This is a genomic window from Alteromonas sp. ALT199 (assembly GCF_018619335.1).
In the GTDB taxonomy this organism is placed as follows: domain Bacteria; phylum Pseudomonadota; class Gammaproteobacteria; order Enterobacterales; family Alteromonadaceae; genus Alteromonas.
This window is the reverse complement of the sequence record NZ_JAHHDX010000145.1, coordinates 1-14,710: the sequence shown is the minus strand read 5'-3', so window position 1 is coordinate 14,710 and position 14,710 is coordinate 1. Positions and strand designations below refer to the sequence as shown.

15 protein-coding genes are annotated in these 14,710 nt (G+C 43.3%); 8 read left to right on the top strand and 7 right to left on the bottom strand.

Features of this window, described 5'->3' with window-relative positions:
* Positions 1–539 precede the first annotated feature (539 nt).
* A complete protein-coding gene (locus tag KL866_RS15945; protein WP_197025448.1) occupies positions 540–710 on the bottom strand; it encodes a hypothetical protein in 171 nt (56 codons plus the stop codon).
* A gap of 189 nt (positions 711–899) precedes the next feature.
* Between KL866_RS15945 and KL866_RS15940 the strand changes: the two genes are divergently transcribed.
* Positions 900–1,082 (top strand): hypothetical protein, encoded by a 183-nt coding sequence (locus KL866_RS15940; RefSeq protein WP_025254757.1) that lies wholly within the window; start codon positions 900–902, stop codon positions 1,080–1,082.
* A 70-nt stretch (positions 1,083–1,152) separates the two neighbouring features.
* On the opposite strand, the gene KL866_RS15935 is transcribed toward KL866_RS15940, so the two are convergent.
* A complete protein-coding gene (locus tag KL866_RS15935; RefSeq protein ID WP_214995937.1) occupies positions 1,153–1,704 on the bottom strand; it encodes a carboxymuconolactone decarboxylase family protein in 552 nt (183 codons plus the stop codon).
* Positions 1,705–1,856: 152 nt separating this feature from the next.
* Between KL866_RS15935 and KL866_RS15930 the strand changes: the two genes are divergently transcribed.
* On the top strand, positions 1,857–2,447 hold the full coding sequence (locus KL866_RS15930; protein WP_025254755.1) for a TetR/AcrR family transcriptional regulator: 591 nt from the start codon (positions 1,857–1,859) through the stop codon (positions 2,445–2,447).
* A gap of 79 nt (positions 2,448–2,526) precedes the next feature.
* On the opposite strand, the gene KL866_RS15925 is transcribed toward KL866_RS15930, so the two are convergent.
* The 3 genes from KL866_RS15925 to KL866_RS15915 form a co-directional block, all read right to left on the bottom strand.
* Complete coding sequence (locus tag KL866_RS15925; RefSeq protein WP_214995935.1) at positions 2,527–3,009, bottom strand: hypothetical protein; 483 nt, start codon at positions 3,007–3,009, stop codon at positions 2,527–2,529.
* 84 nt (positions 3,010–3,093) lie between these two features.
* Positions 3,094–3,270: a hypothetical protein gene (locus KL866_RS15920; RefSeq protein ID WP_197025447.1), complete on the bottom strand. Its 177-nt coding sequence runs from the start codon at positions 3,268–3,270 to the stop codon at positions 3,094–3,096.
* Entirely contained in the window at positions 3,270–4,445 is a 1,176-nt protein-coding gene (locus tag KL866_RS15915; RefSeq protein ID WP_025254753.1) for an FAD-dependent monooxygenase, read from the bottom strand. Before KL866_RS15915 ends, KL866_RS15920 begins: the two co-directional genes overlap by 1 nt.
* 305 nt (positions 4,446–4,750) lie before the next feature.
* Between KL866_RS15915 and miaB the strand changes: the two genes are divergently transcribed.
* The 6 genes from miaB (at position 4,751) to KL866_RS15885 (ending at position 11,090) form a co-directional block, all read left to right on the top strand.
* Positions 4,751–6,184 carry a tRNA (N6-isopentenyl adenosine(37)-C2)-methylthiotransferase MiaB gene (gene miaB / locus KL866_RS15910; protein WP_025254752.1) on the top strand — a complete coding sequence of 478 codons (1,434 nt, stop codon included), beginning with the start codon at positions 4,751–4,753 and terminating at the stop codon, positions 6,182–6,184.
* Between the two features lie 29 nt (positions 6,185–6,213).
* A complete protein-coding gene (locus KL866_RS15905) occupies positions 6,214–7,296 on the top strand; it encodes a PhoH family protein (RefSeq protein WP_025254751.1) in 1,083 nt (360 codons plus the stop codon).
* Positions 7,293–7,772 carry an rRNA maturation RNase YbeY gene (gene ybeY, locus KL866_RS15900; protein ID WP_311236159.1) on the top strand — a complete coding sequence of 160 codons (480 nt, stop codon included), beginning with the start codon at positions 7,293–7,295 and terminating at the stop codon, positions 7,770–7,772. Before KL866_RS15905 ends, ybeY begins: the two co-directional genes overlap by 4 nt.
* 112 nt (positions 7,773–7,884) lie before the next feature.
* Positions 7,885–8,742 carry a CNNM family magnesium/cobalt transport protein CorC gene (corC, locus tag KL866_RS15895; RefSeq protein WP_025254749.1) on the top strand — a complete coding sequence of 286 codons (858 nt, stop codon included), beginning with the start codon at positions 7,885–7,887 and terminating at the stop codon, positions 8,740–8,742.
* Between the two features lie 103 nt (positions 8,743–8,845).
* Positions 8,846–10,351 carry an apolipoprotein N-acyltransferase gene (gene lnt, locus KL866_RS15890; RefSeq protein ID WP_214995933.1) on the top strand — a complete coding sequence of 502 codons (1,506 nt, stop codon included), beginning with the start codon at positions 8,846–8,848 and terminating at the stop codon, positions 10,349–10,351.
* A 148-nt stretch (positions 10,352–10,499) separates the two neighbouring features.
* The gene (locus KL866_RS15885; protein WP_214995930.1) at positions 10,500–11,090 is read left to right on the top strand and encodes a DUF4282 domain-containing protein; all 591 of its coding nucleotides are present in this window, start codon (positions 10,500–10,502) and stop codon (positions 11,088–11,090) included.
* A 210-nt stretch (positions 11,091–11,300) separates the two neighbouring features.
* Here KL866_RS15885 and pta read toward each other — a convergent pair whose 3' ends face one another.
* Positions 11,301–13,439, bottom strand: coding sequence for a phosphate acetyltransferase (gene pta / locus KL866_RS15880; protein ID WP_025254746.1), 2,139 nt, complete (start codon positions 13,437–13,439; stop codon positions 11,301–11,303).
* A gap of 50 nt (positions 13,440–13,489) precedes the next feature.
* On the bottom strand, positions 13,490–14,671 hold the full coding sequence (locus KL866_RS15875; RefSeq protein WP_214995928.1) for an acetate kinase: 1,182 nt from the start codon (positions 14,669–14,671) through the stop codon (positions 13,490–13,492).
* Positions 14,672–14,710 lie beyond the last annotated feature (39 nt).

The window sequence follows — 14,710 nt, the reverse complement described above, 5'->3', positions numbered from 1 at the left end:
ATTGAAGTGTGTTGTCTTGTACTTAATCGCTTTAAAATACTTTTAAATACAATAACTTCATTCTGTTGTTGGGGTACTGCTAAACGCCAGATTGTCCGATGAGACTTATTATTATTAGAGATGGAGAGCACGATATGCTCACAGGCAGAGTAAATCACAAACATATTCGTTCGCACAATACTAAAGTTGTAATAATTACGTAATATCGATAACTAGAAGAATTTTGAAGATGAATCAATGGAACTAGCTATTGTAGCCGTAACAAAGCCATGCTCGAAGGCAACTACATCTAGAACTCACCTGCAAACTGGAACAGTACATACAAAAAAACGCTCTAAGGAGCGCTTTTTTATATTAAGTGCTTGTTTGGTAGCACTTACGCTTTTTTTAGCTTCTTCTTAAGTTTTTTCAGCTTCCCTTCTTGCTTAGAGATTTTAGCTTTTGTTGCTTTAATTTCTTGTTTAAGTTCTTTTTTCTTAGCCATGATAAATATCCTTAATTTTGTTTTTTTCGCAGCGTTTTGCTGTAAACAGCAGAATTTAGCGCTCATCGTGTTGTTCGATGAACTCGCGGATGAAGCGTCTAACTTCGCGAGCGGCGGAACTATCTAGTTCTTCGCAGAGTTCGATAAATTGCGCCCGCTCTTCATTGTTAATTCGAATAATCATTTGACTATTCTTTTTCTTCTTTTTGTTGCTTTTCTCAGACATATGGTGCCCTTATGGCAAAAACGACTTCATCCGTGCAACCAATGTATATCTTATGTATATACATTTCAAGACTTCGCTGATCTGCTTTTTGTTATCCATCATAAAAAGGTCACAAGGTTTTAACGACAATGACTTATTTGTAATACACAATCGAACGAAGTTATAAACCGCAACGACGGAAGAAAGTCTATGATTGATACACAATCGCCTTCACATCTTTCATGCTTAATTGAAGGTATTGCACTTGTTAAGAATGAAGAGAATTGCACGGCTCAAAATTTGAAAATGCGATTAGAAGATCAGGGATATGAAGCATCGGTAGCATATGATGCCGCTGAAACGCTTAGCTCACATCTCCAACTTGCATCATAAAAAAACGGAAGCCTTAGCTTCCGTTTTTGCAATCAACTAATGTGCTGATTAACTTACAGCGCCACAGTATTTATTTTGGTGACCATTCGAATTGTTTAAATGGCGCATCTACTGGCGTATCTGCTAAGTGGTTCGTGTAATTACTCATTACCTTCTGTGCTAAAATCAAGATAATTTCTAGTAACTGCTGGTGCGCATATCCTGCGTCATAAAACGCTTTGAGCTGATCTTGCTCAATATTACCTCGACCGCGAGTTACCGCTAAAACGGTCTCTTTCAAAGTATTAAGCTTACTGTCTGAAAGTGTTTCATCGTTGCGTAATTCTTCAATTAGCTGGTCATTAACTTTCATGCTTTTCGCAATACCGGTATGCGCCGGGACGCAGTAGTGACATGCATGCTCAACGTTTACCGCTTGCCAAACAACGGTTAGCTCTTCTGCGTTAAAAGACGTTTCTTGCGCTAATTTGTGCAGTACCTGATAGCCTTCAAGAAGCGTTGGCGCTTCTGCCATTACAGCGTGTAGATTCGGGATCATGCCAAACGCCGCCTGAGAATTATCCAGCAAAGGTTTTGCTGCTTCTGGAGCTGTATCTTTCGTATGTAATTTAAAATCGCTCATATCACTCTCCTATTGATGTGATTAAGAAATCCAGTAACCCTTTTGATTACCTATATCTCTTTAATGTGGGATCAATAATAAGTTTACTTGAACGATCGTTCAAGCAATAATTGAACATATGTTCAAAATATTCATGTATAAGGTATGCAGCAATGAAATATGACCACAATGACATTATTGAAAAAGCCACCACACTTTTTTGGCAACGAGGCTTTCAAGCTGCAGGTATGCGTGATATTCAACAAGCTTTAGATATGCGTCCGGGCAGCATATATGCTCGTTTTCAAAGTAAAGAAGGTTTGTTCAAACTTGTTGTCGAGCATTACGCGGAAAACAGTGCTAAACGTTTAAAGCAAGTAACAGAAGCAGCATCGCCTATAGACGCGCTTTACAACTTTTTTGAAACTGCATTAACTGGTCCTGATGAACAGCGTTACATGCGCCAATGCCTGTTGATAAAGTCTATCGCGGAATTAGATATTATTGGTGATATCGCAAGAAAAGCTGTGCTTCAAAGCATGCAAACGCTTAAAGCTGGCTTTAAAAACATTGTAGAAGCATGTATTAAAAAAGGTGAACTGCCTGAAAATACACCGACGACACTAGCTGCAGAATGGCTCCAAAATCAGTTTGTAGGTTTGCGGGCGTTTGCGCTTATGCAAGATGAAAACAAAGCAACTATTCAGATGATCGACAAAGTAATGATCGATTTAAAAGGACAATGGCCTCAAAAAGCCCATTGATGTGAATGCAGACTTGCAGGGGCTGAAACAGCGTATTTTTCACAATGGGCGCTATGAAACCAGCTTGGTAGAATATGGCTTATTTAAATAAGCGACTCGGGATAACCCCCTTAAACCAAGTGAAAAGATTAATTTTGTTAGTTTTTGAATTAACATAGGCTCGCTTTATTTCAACCCACTGTTCTTGATCAATAATCACCTTTCCATCAGCAAAGGGGACATATAACTGGTCACCTTCGAAATGGGTTCTAAACTCTAAGTAAAAGTCGCCTTGCAACTCCTCAAGTAAGGCATCAGACTCCCCCAAACCGTCGGGAAGAAAATAATAAAATTGAGTAAGAATAAGTCTTCCTTCAACACTTAGCTGATAACGGCCTGTATAGCCATCCCAACAGGCAGACATCACCTCAACCTTTTCGGGGTCAGGTTTACTCTTCAACTGATAAAAGTGTTTTTCGCCTTCTTCTGATGGGTGCCCTTGCCAAATATAGTAAAGGCTATAGCCTTTTAAACTAACTAACGGACATTGATTAGAAAATCCTTGCGAGAACTGTACGGTCATTCCTTTGAACCTTTTTAATGATGAATAGAGTAAGCTTAAGTAAATGGCAAGATTTTGCGACTTTTCAAACCTAAGCGGCAGCGTTTACGAAAACAGCAAACGCAATAACTGCGCAACTAGCAATATTCCCATCAAAGGCCAAATCCACTTAGCCCATTTGGCCGCATCTTCATTACTAATACGCATTTTAGAGCGTTCAATAAGTGGCACTATCAGTGCCAGTGCACCAAACAACACCGCTAGCAAAATTAACACTTCCATTATCGTAACCCTATCGCATATTTAAGCACTTCTTGTTTCGCAGGCTCTATGCGCTGCGCCACAGAAAGTAACTGATTTCTTATCCATTTTATGGGGGCAACATCATTGCTAAACAAGGTATAGAACCCATCCATTGCCGTCATCATTACCAAGTTATCTCGCTTTCTTGGACTCTCAAAATCTTTTCTAAGCGCCTGTACAAACGATTCGTTTAGAAGAGAAGCATTATTACTGGTCACTGACAAAAACGCTTCTACATCTTTAAACCCTAGATTAACGCCCTGCCCAGCAAGAGGGTTGATAGTATGCGCTGCATCGCCTACTAACGCACAACAACCTTTTACGTAGTCACTAGCGTGAGAACGGGTTAACGGAAATACGGCCTTATCAATTATCGTAAAGCTATTATTACCTAAGGTTAATTCTTCAGGAAATACGTGAAGTATTTCTTTGATCAGTTGATCTGACTTTAAACTCTTTATACGCTTTAACTCTTCTGGTGAGTCGTACCACACCAAAGAAGCATAGTCGCCGAACATAGGAAGAAATGCTTTTGGTCCGCTGGACGTAAACTGTTGCCACGTAATAGGCTCAACAGCCTTTTTCATTTTAATCGTAATTCCCATAGCCTGTTGACTATACTGCCAACCACTAGACCCTATACCCGCGGCCTTCCTTACTTGAGAATTAGCCCCATCAGCACCCACAAGCCAAGACGCATGTACTACCTCGCCACTTGAAAGTGTAACAGTAGCGGTGTCTGATAATTGAATGTCACTCACTGTATGGCCACTTATTAACGTTACATTATCGTACTGCTTTAGTGCTTTATGACAGCCAAGTTGTAATAGCCTGTTTTCAACAAAATAGCCAAGCTGGGGGATTGCTATACTTTGCGCCGTAAAGTCGGTCCTATGCTTTGGGTCATCCCAAACGCTAAGGCCTGTATACGGCTTAACTCTGAACATTTCTATATGCTGCCAAGCGCCTAACGCTTTTAGAAGAGTAACTGAAGCCTCGCTTATGGCTGAGACTCTTAAGTCGGGGCCATCTGATGGACTAAAAGGTTTAGGTAAATTTGGCTCTATTACCACTACCTTGTACTGCTGCTGAGCAAGACCTAGCGCTAGTGCAGCACCAACCATGCCACCACCGTTTATACAAAAATCAACCATTTACTCTCCTTAAAACACGCACTTGCATTATGACTTAAAACACGAAGCGCTGTGAAGTAAAACGTAGAACTGGCTTGGCTTAGATCAATTCTTAACGAATCGTCGTAAGATACTGGGAATATGCTTGCATAACAGGTAAAATATGCGGCTATTTTGAACATCTTCCTGTAACTGACATTTTCGGTGTTTTTATATGGGCCATTTAATCGCCACATTTAAAACAACATCCTAGCAAGGACAATCGTTTAACAACGGTGATACTGCTATCACTTACAGGAACACTAACAGGTTATCGAATAGTTGTTATGACTAAAAAGCTGTATATCAAAACCTGGGGCTGCCAAATGAACGAGTATGACTCGGAGAAAATGGCAGACTTACTAGACTCAACGCACGGCTACAGTGCTGCAGAAAGCGCTGAAGAAGCCGATGTTATTTTGCTTAACACCTGCTCAATTCGCGAGAAAGCGCAAGAAAAGGTATTCCATCAGCTAGGGCGTTGGAAAACACTTAAGCAAGACAAACCAGAGCTTATTATTGGCGTAGGCGGCTGTGTAGCTTCTCAAGAAGGCGATACTATTCGCCAGCGCGCCCCGTTCGTAGACTTGGTGTTTGGGCCACAAACATTGCATCGCTTGCCTGAAATGATTAATCAGCTTCAAGGCGGCGCAAAGTCAGTGATTGACGTGAGCTTCCCAGAAATTGAAAAATTCGACCGCTTGCCTGAGCCACGTGCCGAAGGCCCAACGGCGTTCGTTTCAATTATGGAAGGCTGTTCAAAATATTGCACATTCTGCGTAGTACCCTACACTCGTGGTGAAGAAGTAAGCCGCCCTGTTGACGACGTATTGCTTGAAATTGCACAACTTGCTGGCCAAGGTGTACGTGAAGTAAATCTATTAGGTCAAAACGTCAACGCGTATCGCGGTGACAACTACGACGGTACTATTTGTCGTTTTTCTGAGTTACTTGAATTAGTAGCTGCTATCGACGGGATTGACAGAATTCGTTACACCACCTCTCATCCTGTGGAATTTACCGACGACATCATTGATGCATACACGTCTATTCCTGAATTAGTAGACCACCTGCATTTACCTGTTCAAAGCGGTTCGGACCGTATTTTGAATCTAATGAAGCGCGGTCATACTGCTTTAGAATACAAATCTAAAATGCGTAAGCTTAAAAAAGTTCGCCCTAACATTAGTCTGTCGAGCGACTTTATCATTGGTTTCCCTGGCGAAACCGATGCCGACTTTGAAGCTACCATGGATTTGATTCAGGCAGTAGATTACGACCTTAGCTTTAGCTTCATATACAGTGCCCGCCCAGGAACACCTGCTGCCGACGCGGTAGATGATGTAAGTGAAGAGACTAAGAAGCAGCGCCTTCATCTTCTTCAGCAACGCATTACACAACAAGCCCTTCGTATTGCTCGCCACATGGTTGGCACAGAGCAACGGATTTTGGTTGAAGGCCCGTCTAAGAAAAACCCAATGGAGCTTTCTGGACGTACTGAAAACAACCGCGTAGTAAACTTTGAAGGCACCCCTGACATGATTGGTGAATTCGTTGATGTAAACATCACAGACGTGTTTACCAACTCACTACGTGGTGAAGTTGTGCGCAGAGAGAGCGAAATGGGCTTGCGTGTTGCCGTTTCGCCCCAATCTATCATGGCAAAGCATCAGGCAGACTTGCCGGATGAGCTTGGCGTGGGTCAATTTAGCCCAGCCTAAATACATTTTAAAGCGAGGAAAAAAGCAGCTTGAGTACATTGGTTAGTAACGAATTTGATTTAGAACCGGCAGATAGCAAACGTTTGTCGAGTTTATGTGGCCCCTTTGATGACAACATTAAACAAATTGAGCGCAGGTTAGGCGTAGAGATAACCTACCGAAATAATGCGTTCAAGGTGTTGGGTGAACCGCAGCAAATAAAAAGTGCCAGCGAATTACTTAAGCTCCTTTATATAGAAACACAGCCTATTAAGGGCCGTATCCCTGAGCTAGAAGCAGAACAAGTTCATCTCGCCATTCAAGAAGCCCGCGTTATTGAAAAAGACGCAACTGGCGGTTATGGCAAAGAGATCAATATTAAAACTAAGCGCGGTGTTATAAAGCCGCGTAATCCTAACCAAGCGCAATATGTGGCAAACATTGTAAACCACGATATTGCCTTTGGTATTGGACCTGCCGGAACGGGTAAAACTTACCTTGCCGTAGCCGCTGCTGTTGATGCGCTTGAGCGTCAAGAAATTCGCCGTATTTTACTTACCCGCCCTGCGGTAGAGGCTGGTGAGAAGCTGGGTTTCTTGCCTGGTGACCTTTCTCAAAAGGTTGACCCTTATTTGCGTCCGCTTTACGACGCCCTATTTGAAATGTTGGGCTTTGAGAAGGTCGAAAAGCTAATGGAACGCAATGTTATTGAAGTTGCGCCATTAGCCTACATGCGTGGTCGTACCCTGAATGATGCCTTTATCATTTTGGATGAAAGTCAAAACACTACGGTTGAGCAAATGAAAATGTTCTTAACCCGTATTGGCTTTAACTCAAAAGCGGTAATAACTGGTGATATCACACAGGTAGACTTACCTCGCGGCGCAAAATCAGGGCTTCGCCATGCTATTGAAGTGCTAAGTGAAGTTAACGACATTTCATTCAACTTCTTCCATGCTGAAGACGTAGTTCGCCACCCTGTGGTTGCACGCATTGTTAGGGCCTACGAAGTACATGACGCTGAACAAGAACGTTTGCGCAAGGTTCGTAAAGAAGAAGCATTGCGAGCTCAGCGTGAACAGACAGATCAAAACAGTAGCTCGGAGCAATCAAAAGACGACAGTGCATCGTGACCGTTGTAATTGATGTGCAACAAGCGTTTGAAGGTGACGAGGCTATCTTATCTGCCATCCCCTCACCTTCAGAGCTTAAGCTCTGGGCTAGTGCGGTACTCAAGTACGAAGGGTTAAGCGACCAAGAAGTCACCATTCGTTTCACTGACGAGGCAGAAAGCCAAAGCCTCAACCATGAGTACCGAGGCAAAGATAAACCGACAAACGTGCTATCGTTTCCCTTCGAAGCGCCTCCGGGTATTGAAATCAACTTATTGGGCGACTTAGTTATTTGTGCCCCTGTTATAAGCCGCGAAGCTAAGGAACAGCACAAACAAGTGAGCGATCATTATGCGCACATGACGGTTCATGGACTACTTCACTTAATGGGCTACGACCACATTGATGATGCTGAAGCCGAGGCAATGGAAAGCAAAGAGATTGATATTCTGGCAAGCCTTGGCATTGCTAACCCCTACGACGCTGACGAGAAATGAACACCACAAACCATTGTTATATATAGCACTTAATAGTTATTAACAATAAAACATTGACGACCAGCACGAACCATTTTAACGTTGGCGTTGAACTAACAATTAAACGGACATTATGAGCGACGATAATCCTCACTCTACCAACGGCTCATCAGGCAAGAGTTGGTTAGATAAACTAAAAAATTCGATTTCTGGCGAGCCGAAAAGTAAAGAAGAGTTAGTATCGGTGATTACCGATGCTGAACAAAATGACATCATAGATCCACAAACCCGAGAAATGATTGAAGGTGTGATTGGGGTAAATGAAATGCGAGTGAGAGATATTATGATCCCTCGCGCTCAAATGACCACTATCGATGTAGAGAAGAAGGTAGAGGAATTTCTTCCTTTAATGCTTGAATCTGCTCATTCCCGTTTTCCCGTCATTAGTGAAGATAAAGACCACATTGAAGGTATTTTACTTGCTAAAGATCTTCTTGCATTTGCTTTTAATGCGGAAAAGGAATTCAATTTAAAAGATATTTTGCGCCCTGCGGTTATTGTTCCAGAGAGCAAACGTGTTGACGTTTTGCTAAAGGAGTTCCGCCAGCAACGCTACCACATGGCTATTGTCGTAGATGAATATGGCGGTGTATCTGGTCTTGTCACTATTGAAGATATTCTAGAGATTATCGTTGGTGAAATTGAAGACGAATACGATACCGAAGAAGACGGCACCGACGATATTCGCCCGTTAAACAAGTCTACGTACTCTGTTAAAGCGTTGACCCCAGTGGACGATTTTAACGAGTTTTTTGAGACCAAGTTTAGCGAAGAAGAAGCCGATACCATTGGCGGTATTGTGCTTAAAGCGTTCGGCCATATGCCTGAAACCAATGATGAAATCACCATTGGCGATGTCCAGTTTAAAGTGACTAACTCTGATAAGCGCCGACTTATTCAACTTAAGGTATCAGTGCCTTCATTGGAATAGAAACGCCGTAACAATAACGCTTTTTTCAGCACAGGGTAGCACGAGCTTTTAGGTGCTTACCCTGTGTAATACAAAACCTATCAACCACCATCAGATGACTTCTATGCTGAAACGGTTTATCCCCCATTTCCTTCTTCTGTTAAGCGGTGCAAGTTTAACGCTGGCTTTTGCCCCATTTAATATGTGGCTTTTAACTATTCCTGCTTTAGCACTTGCCATACGTCAGGTCATAAAGCTTAAACATCGCCCATTTTTAGCCGGATGGTTATTTGGCGCGGGATGGTTTGGGGCTGGAATAAGCTGGGTACACGTAAGTATTGCCGACTTTGGGGGCCTTCCTCTTATTGCCTCTATCGCACTCATGGCGTTACTTTGCGGTTATTTAGCGTTGTACCCTGCTCTTGCCACGAAGTTTACAGCAAAGTATTTTTCGCCACAGCTGTGGCCAATGGCGCTGCCTTTTTTCTGGGTTGTCGCCGAGTGGTTGCGAAGCTGGATGCTAAGTGGTTTTCCATGGTTATCTTTAGGCTATAGCCAGCTAGGAAGTCCACTGTCTGGCTTAGCACCTATTATTGGGGAAACGGGAATAAGCGCGCTTATCGTTATTAGCGCTACCCTATTTGCGCTTATTCACAATAAGCGAACTTTCGCCAACGCAGTATTGGTTGCACTGTGCTTATTCACCAGTGGCTACCTGCTTAAACAGCACACTTGGGTTACCCCAAACAAAACTTTTTCTGTAGGTATGGCGCAAGGCAATATTGCGCAAAGCTTGCGATGGGTACCAGAGCAAGATGGCCCTACTATGGACACCTACTGGAAATTAACCGAAAGCCTATGGGATAACGACCTGATTATTTGGCCAGAAGCGGCCGTTCCCAAGCTTGAGCCATTAGCCCAGCCTTATCTTGCTAAAGTTAACGAAAGAGCTTTTCAAGAAAACACCGCCCTTATTACTGGTATTGTTAACTATAACTGGGAAACCGACGAAGCGTGGAATAACCTAATCGTGCTAGGTAAACGTACTCCAGATGCTGCTTATCCTGATTACCAATATTTCCACAATAACCGCTTTTCAAAGCACCACCTTTTACCTGTAGGTGAGTTTGTGCCTTTTGAAGACTGGCTTCGCCCCCTAGCCCCTCTATTCGACTTGCCTATGTCGTCATTCTCTCGTGGTGACTATCAGCAGGCTAATCTTGAAGCCAATGGCATTCACCTAGCGCCCGCTATTTGTTTTGAAATTGCGTTCCCTCATCAAGTTATGGCAAACGTATATGAAGATACAGACATGATCATTACAGTAAGTAACGATGCGTGGTTTGGGCACTCTCACGGCCCTGCTCAGCATCTACAGATAGCACAAATGCGTGCGCTTGAGTTAGGGCGCCCTGTTGTTAGAGCAACAAACAATGGCATAACAGCTTTTATAGATCACAAAGGCAAAATTACAGCTCGCCTGCCTCAATTCACGGCAGGTAACATTTCGGCGCCTGTTGTCGCAACTCGCGGGTTTACACCGTATTACCATTTACAGGAGTTGGGTGTTTGGACATTGGTCATTGCACTAATGCTTGTTGCCATAGCAGTTAAAAGACGGATAGTCTAATCTACTTTTATTGTGGGTATTCCTACTCATAAGTTAGGGTTAATGGCTGCCTCATATAGACATTGCTTTTGTCTGTATGTTTTTGCGCACTGCTTTTGCAGGCAGTTAATAGCCTCTGATTAATTTTCAGCCGGCACGGAAGATAGTAATGGACGAATTTAAAACCGTTATAACTAGCGAAGAAAAAAGCGTGGGGAAAAGCTTTTATATAGCTGCAATTGTTCTAATAGTGGCAACATTCGGCTTTATCTTTTCATCGATACAGAGTGCATCAGGAGGAGCAGCTTTCGGAGGTTTTTTATCTTTTATTTTTGCTCTGACGTTTTATGTGATCGGATCATTCCAAAATAAAAAATATAAACAATTAGGTGAAACACCCTTAACTTTAATACCAAGCTATTGCTCGACTGGAAGTAAGACCAATGGCTCAATATTGATAAAGCGAAAACAATTTAATAGAGTTAAAGAATTATCTCTGATCTGCTGGAAAGCCAGAGACAGCAGCGGCGACGGAACTAGCTGTTGGGATATTGTTTGGGAAACGACGATTATTCCCAATATAGAATTTTCTAAATCTAGAACGATGTTAAATTTTGAATTTACTATCCCTGAAGGAACAACACCGACACACGAGAGATTTTTATCTACGAATAAATACCATTGGGAAATTGGGTTTGAATTTGTAGAGAAGATGGACGCTTTAAAAAGAACGTGGAAAATTCCAGTAAAAACACAATAAATAAATAAATAAATAGACTATGCTCCTAATCCATTTTAGTAGGCATCTTATGATTCGTTAGTTCTGCTTTTAAAAAAGACTCTTATTACCCATTGCAATGAATAAACACTGATTTGCAAAGCTTCTATAATTGTTACCAAAAAAACAAACGGCGCCCAACATCTGGCGCCGCACTCATTCAATAGATATGGATTAAATGCACAGGTTCCGCTAACTACCCGCTGCCTGAATAGCCGTAAGGGCAATGGTAAACACAATGTCATCTACCAACGCACCGCGACTTAAATCGTTGACTGGCTTTCTCATGCCTTGCAGCATTGGGCCAATACACACTAAGTCGAAGCTACGCTGTACCGCTTTATAAGTGGTGTTACCCGTGTTTAGGTCTGGGAAAACAAATACGTTTGCTTTACCCGCGACTGGGCTATTTGGCGCCTTGCTCTTACCCACACTTTCAATGGCTGCCGCATCATATTGAAGCGGGCCGTCGATAAGTAAGTCAGGGCGTAGCTCTTGGGCAATTTTGGTTGCCTCACGCACTTTTTCTACATCGCTACCTGCACCTGAAGAGCCTGTACTGTAACTTATCATGGCCACTCGTGGCTCTATGCCAAACATCTGCGCCGATTCAGCAGACTGAATAGCGATGTCGGCTAGCTGCTGAGCATTGGGGTCAGGGTTAATGGCACAGTCGCCGTAAACCAAAACTTGATCAGGCAGAAGCATGAAAAATACTGACGATACTAATGAAGCATTTTCTGCCGTTTTGATAAGCTGTAGCGCCGGGCGAATTGTATTAGCCGTTGTATTTACCGCGCCAGAGACCAGGCCATCCACATCGTTCTGCTGAAGCATCATTGTGCCTAAAGTCACGTTATCTTCCAGTAACTCTTTTGCAACCACTTCAGTAACGCCTTTGTGCCCCCGCAGAGCCACTAAACCTTCAACATAGTTATCTTTTATCTCACTCGGAGAAACGATTTCTACGCCATCGCTTAGTACTACACCCTGTTGCTCGGCTACTCGGCGAATTTCTGTTTCATCACCAATAAGCACAGGTCGTGCTAAACCACGTTTTGCACAGATTGATGCAGCCACAACGGTTCTAGGCTCATTACCTTCTGGCAGCACAACACGCTTGTTAACCTGTCTTGCACGGTTAGTAAGATAGAAACGGAACGCCGATGGGGAGAGCTTTTTCTGACGTGACACTTTTTCGGTGAGTGAATTCACCCAGCTCGCATCTAAGCTCTCTGCCGTATGCACCATCACTTTCTCAATACGCTGGCTGTCATCAACCGGTACTTCTTGGTTGAATGCGTGAAGTGCTTGGGCTGTTTGCCATGTATTCGAATTTACAAGCATGACCGGCAGGCCCGTTTCCATAGCTTGGCTGCACAATTCCATGATATTTTCATCGGGCTGGTAGCCACCAGTAAGCAAAAGTGCGCCCAGTTTAGTGCCGTTCAGCGCAGCCAAACAGCAAGACACAAATACATCGCCCCTATCGCCTGACATCACAAGTAACGCACCCGGTTTAAGGGTATGCGTCATGTTGTGAATTTCTCGCGCGCAAAACGTAACACTACTTAGTCGGCGTTCAGCCAATTCACCTTCGTTAAGCAAAGTAGCACTGAGGTGCTTTGCAACATCGGTTGCCCGGGGCGACACTAAGTCAGCACTCCAATCAATAGTACCAAGTAGGCTCAAACCCTTTTTGAAAATAGGCAGTTCACGTAGTGCCTGCGTACGTTCTTCGTCGTGCTCTGGCGCCTCTATTGCCCCGATATCAGCACGAAGTCGACCATGTTCATCAAAAGGCGCGTTAACCTTGTTAAAGATACAGCCAACCACTTTTTGACTTTTATGACCGCCATAGGTGTCTACAACAATTTCAAGGCGATGATTAATATCTGTTGTCGGCTCGTTGCCAGGCACGGCCACAAAAACAATGTCGGCATCAAGAGCACGGCTGATTTCAAGGTTCAAACGCTCCGCATAGGGGTGATGACGCGTTGTCACTAACCCTTCTATAACGGTTACCGCATCTTGAACGCTCTTTTCTTCAAATCGCTCAATAATTTCTTCTAAAAGCTCGTCAGTATTGTCGGTACTGATCATACGCTCAACATATTCAAGCTCGAAAGGCTCTATCGGCGAAACACTGGCATGATGGGCAATAATTGCTGTAGAGCGCTCTTCCCCATTGTCACCCTTTCGTGGCTGAGCCACGGGCTTGAAAAAATTAAGCTTTATACCTTGTTCTTCTATTGCGCGAACAAGGCCCATGCTGACCGTAGTTAGGCCCACACTTGTGCCTACGGGGATCAACATAATTTTGCGAGACATAATTACTCCTGCTATTGCCAACGCTCAACCGTTGGCTTTGCTAGTTTATTTTACGCGAAAGTTGCAGCTTCAGCTGCAATTACCCACTCTTCATTCGTGGGTACAACATAAACAGAGGTTGATGCTGTATCAGACGAAATTTTGCCACCTTGTCCAAATCGCGCATCGATATTTCTCTGCTCATCTAAGCTAATACCAAAGTGGGCAAAGTAACCCATAGTCGTATCTCGAATAAGAGAGGAGTTTTCACCGATACCGCCAGTAAAAACAATAGCGTCTAACGTAGGTACTGCCACCATATAACCCGCAATGTATTTGGCAAGGCGATAGCAAAAAATTTCGATTGCCAATAAAGCGCCTTCATGACCTTCAAGGGCAGCATCCTCAAGGGTCCTACAGTCGTTGCTAAGTTCTGAAATACCAAGCAGGCCAGACTGTTTATTTAATAAATCGCTTATCTCATCTACTGTCTTACCAAGCTTTTTCTGTAACGTACCAGGCAGGCTTGGATCTAAATCTCCACAGCGCGTGCCCATGACTAAGCCCTCTAGAGGAATAAAGCCTAGGCTTGTGTCGACGGCCTGCCCTTTTTCAATTGCTGACACGCTACAACCATTGCCTAAATGCGCACTAATAATGCTGGTGTCTGAAACTGGCTTTTCAAGAATCTTCGCCATGCTATCAAGTATGAACTTGTGGCTGGTTCCGTGAAAACCGTAACGTCTAATACCATGCTCGCGATAAAGCGACATCGGCAAAGCATAGATAAAGGCTTTTTTAGGAAGTGTTTGAAAAAACGAAGTATCGAATACCACAACATGAGGCAAATCTGGATACGCAGCTTGAGCGGTCACAATGCCTTTTAGATTAGCCATATTGTGAAGCGGCGCCATGCTTGCATAATCTTCGATTGCTTCAAGTACGCTATCATCTACAAGGGCTGCACCCTTAAATTTTTCACCGCCGTGTACAACACGGTGACCAATAGCGATAGGCTGCACGCCTGTACTTGCGATAATTTCAGAGATAGCGTTTAACGCTTCGGTATGCCCTGCTTTTTCAGGCAGCGCATGCTTCTCTTTTTTGCCGTCTAGCTTATAAGATAAACTTGCATCACTATTGCCCAACGCTTCTGCAATACCAGAAAGACCTGCTTCGCCAGTGTCGGCGTCGATAATGGCAAACTTTACTGAAGAACTGCCACAGTTTAGAACAACAACTTCTTTTTTCATTTTTATAATTTCAAATAAAGTGGTAAGACATTATGTTAA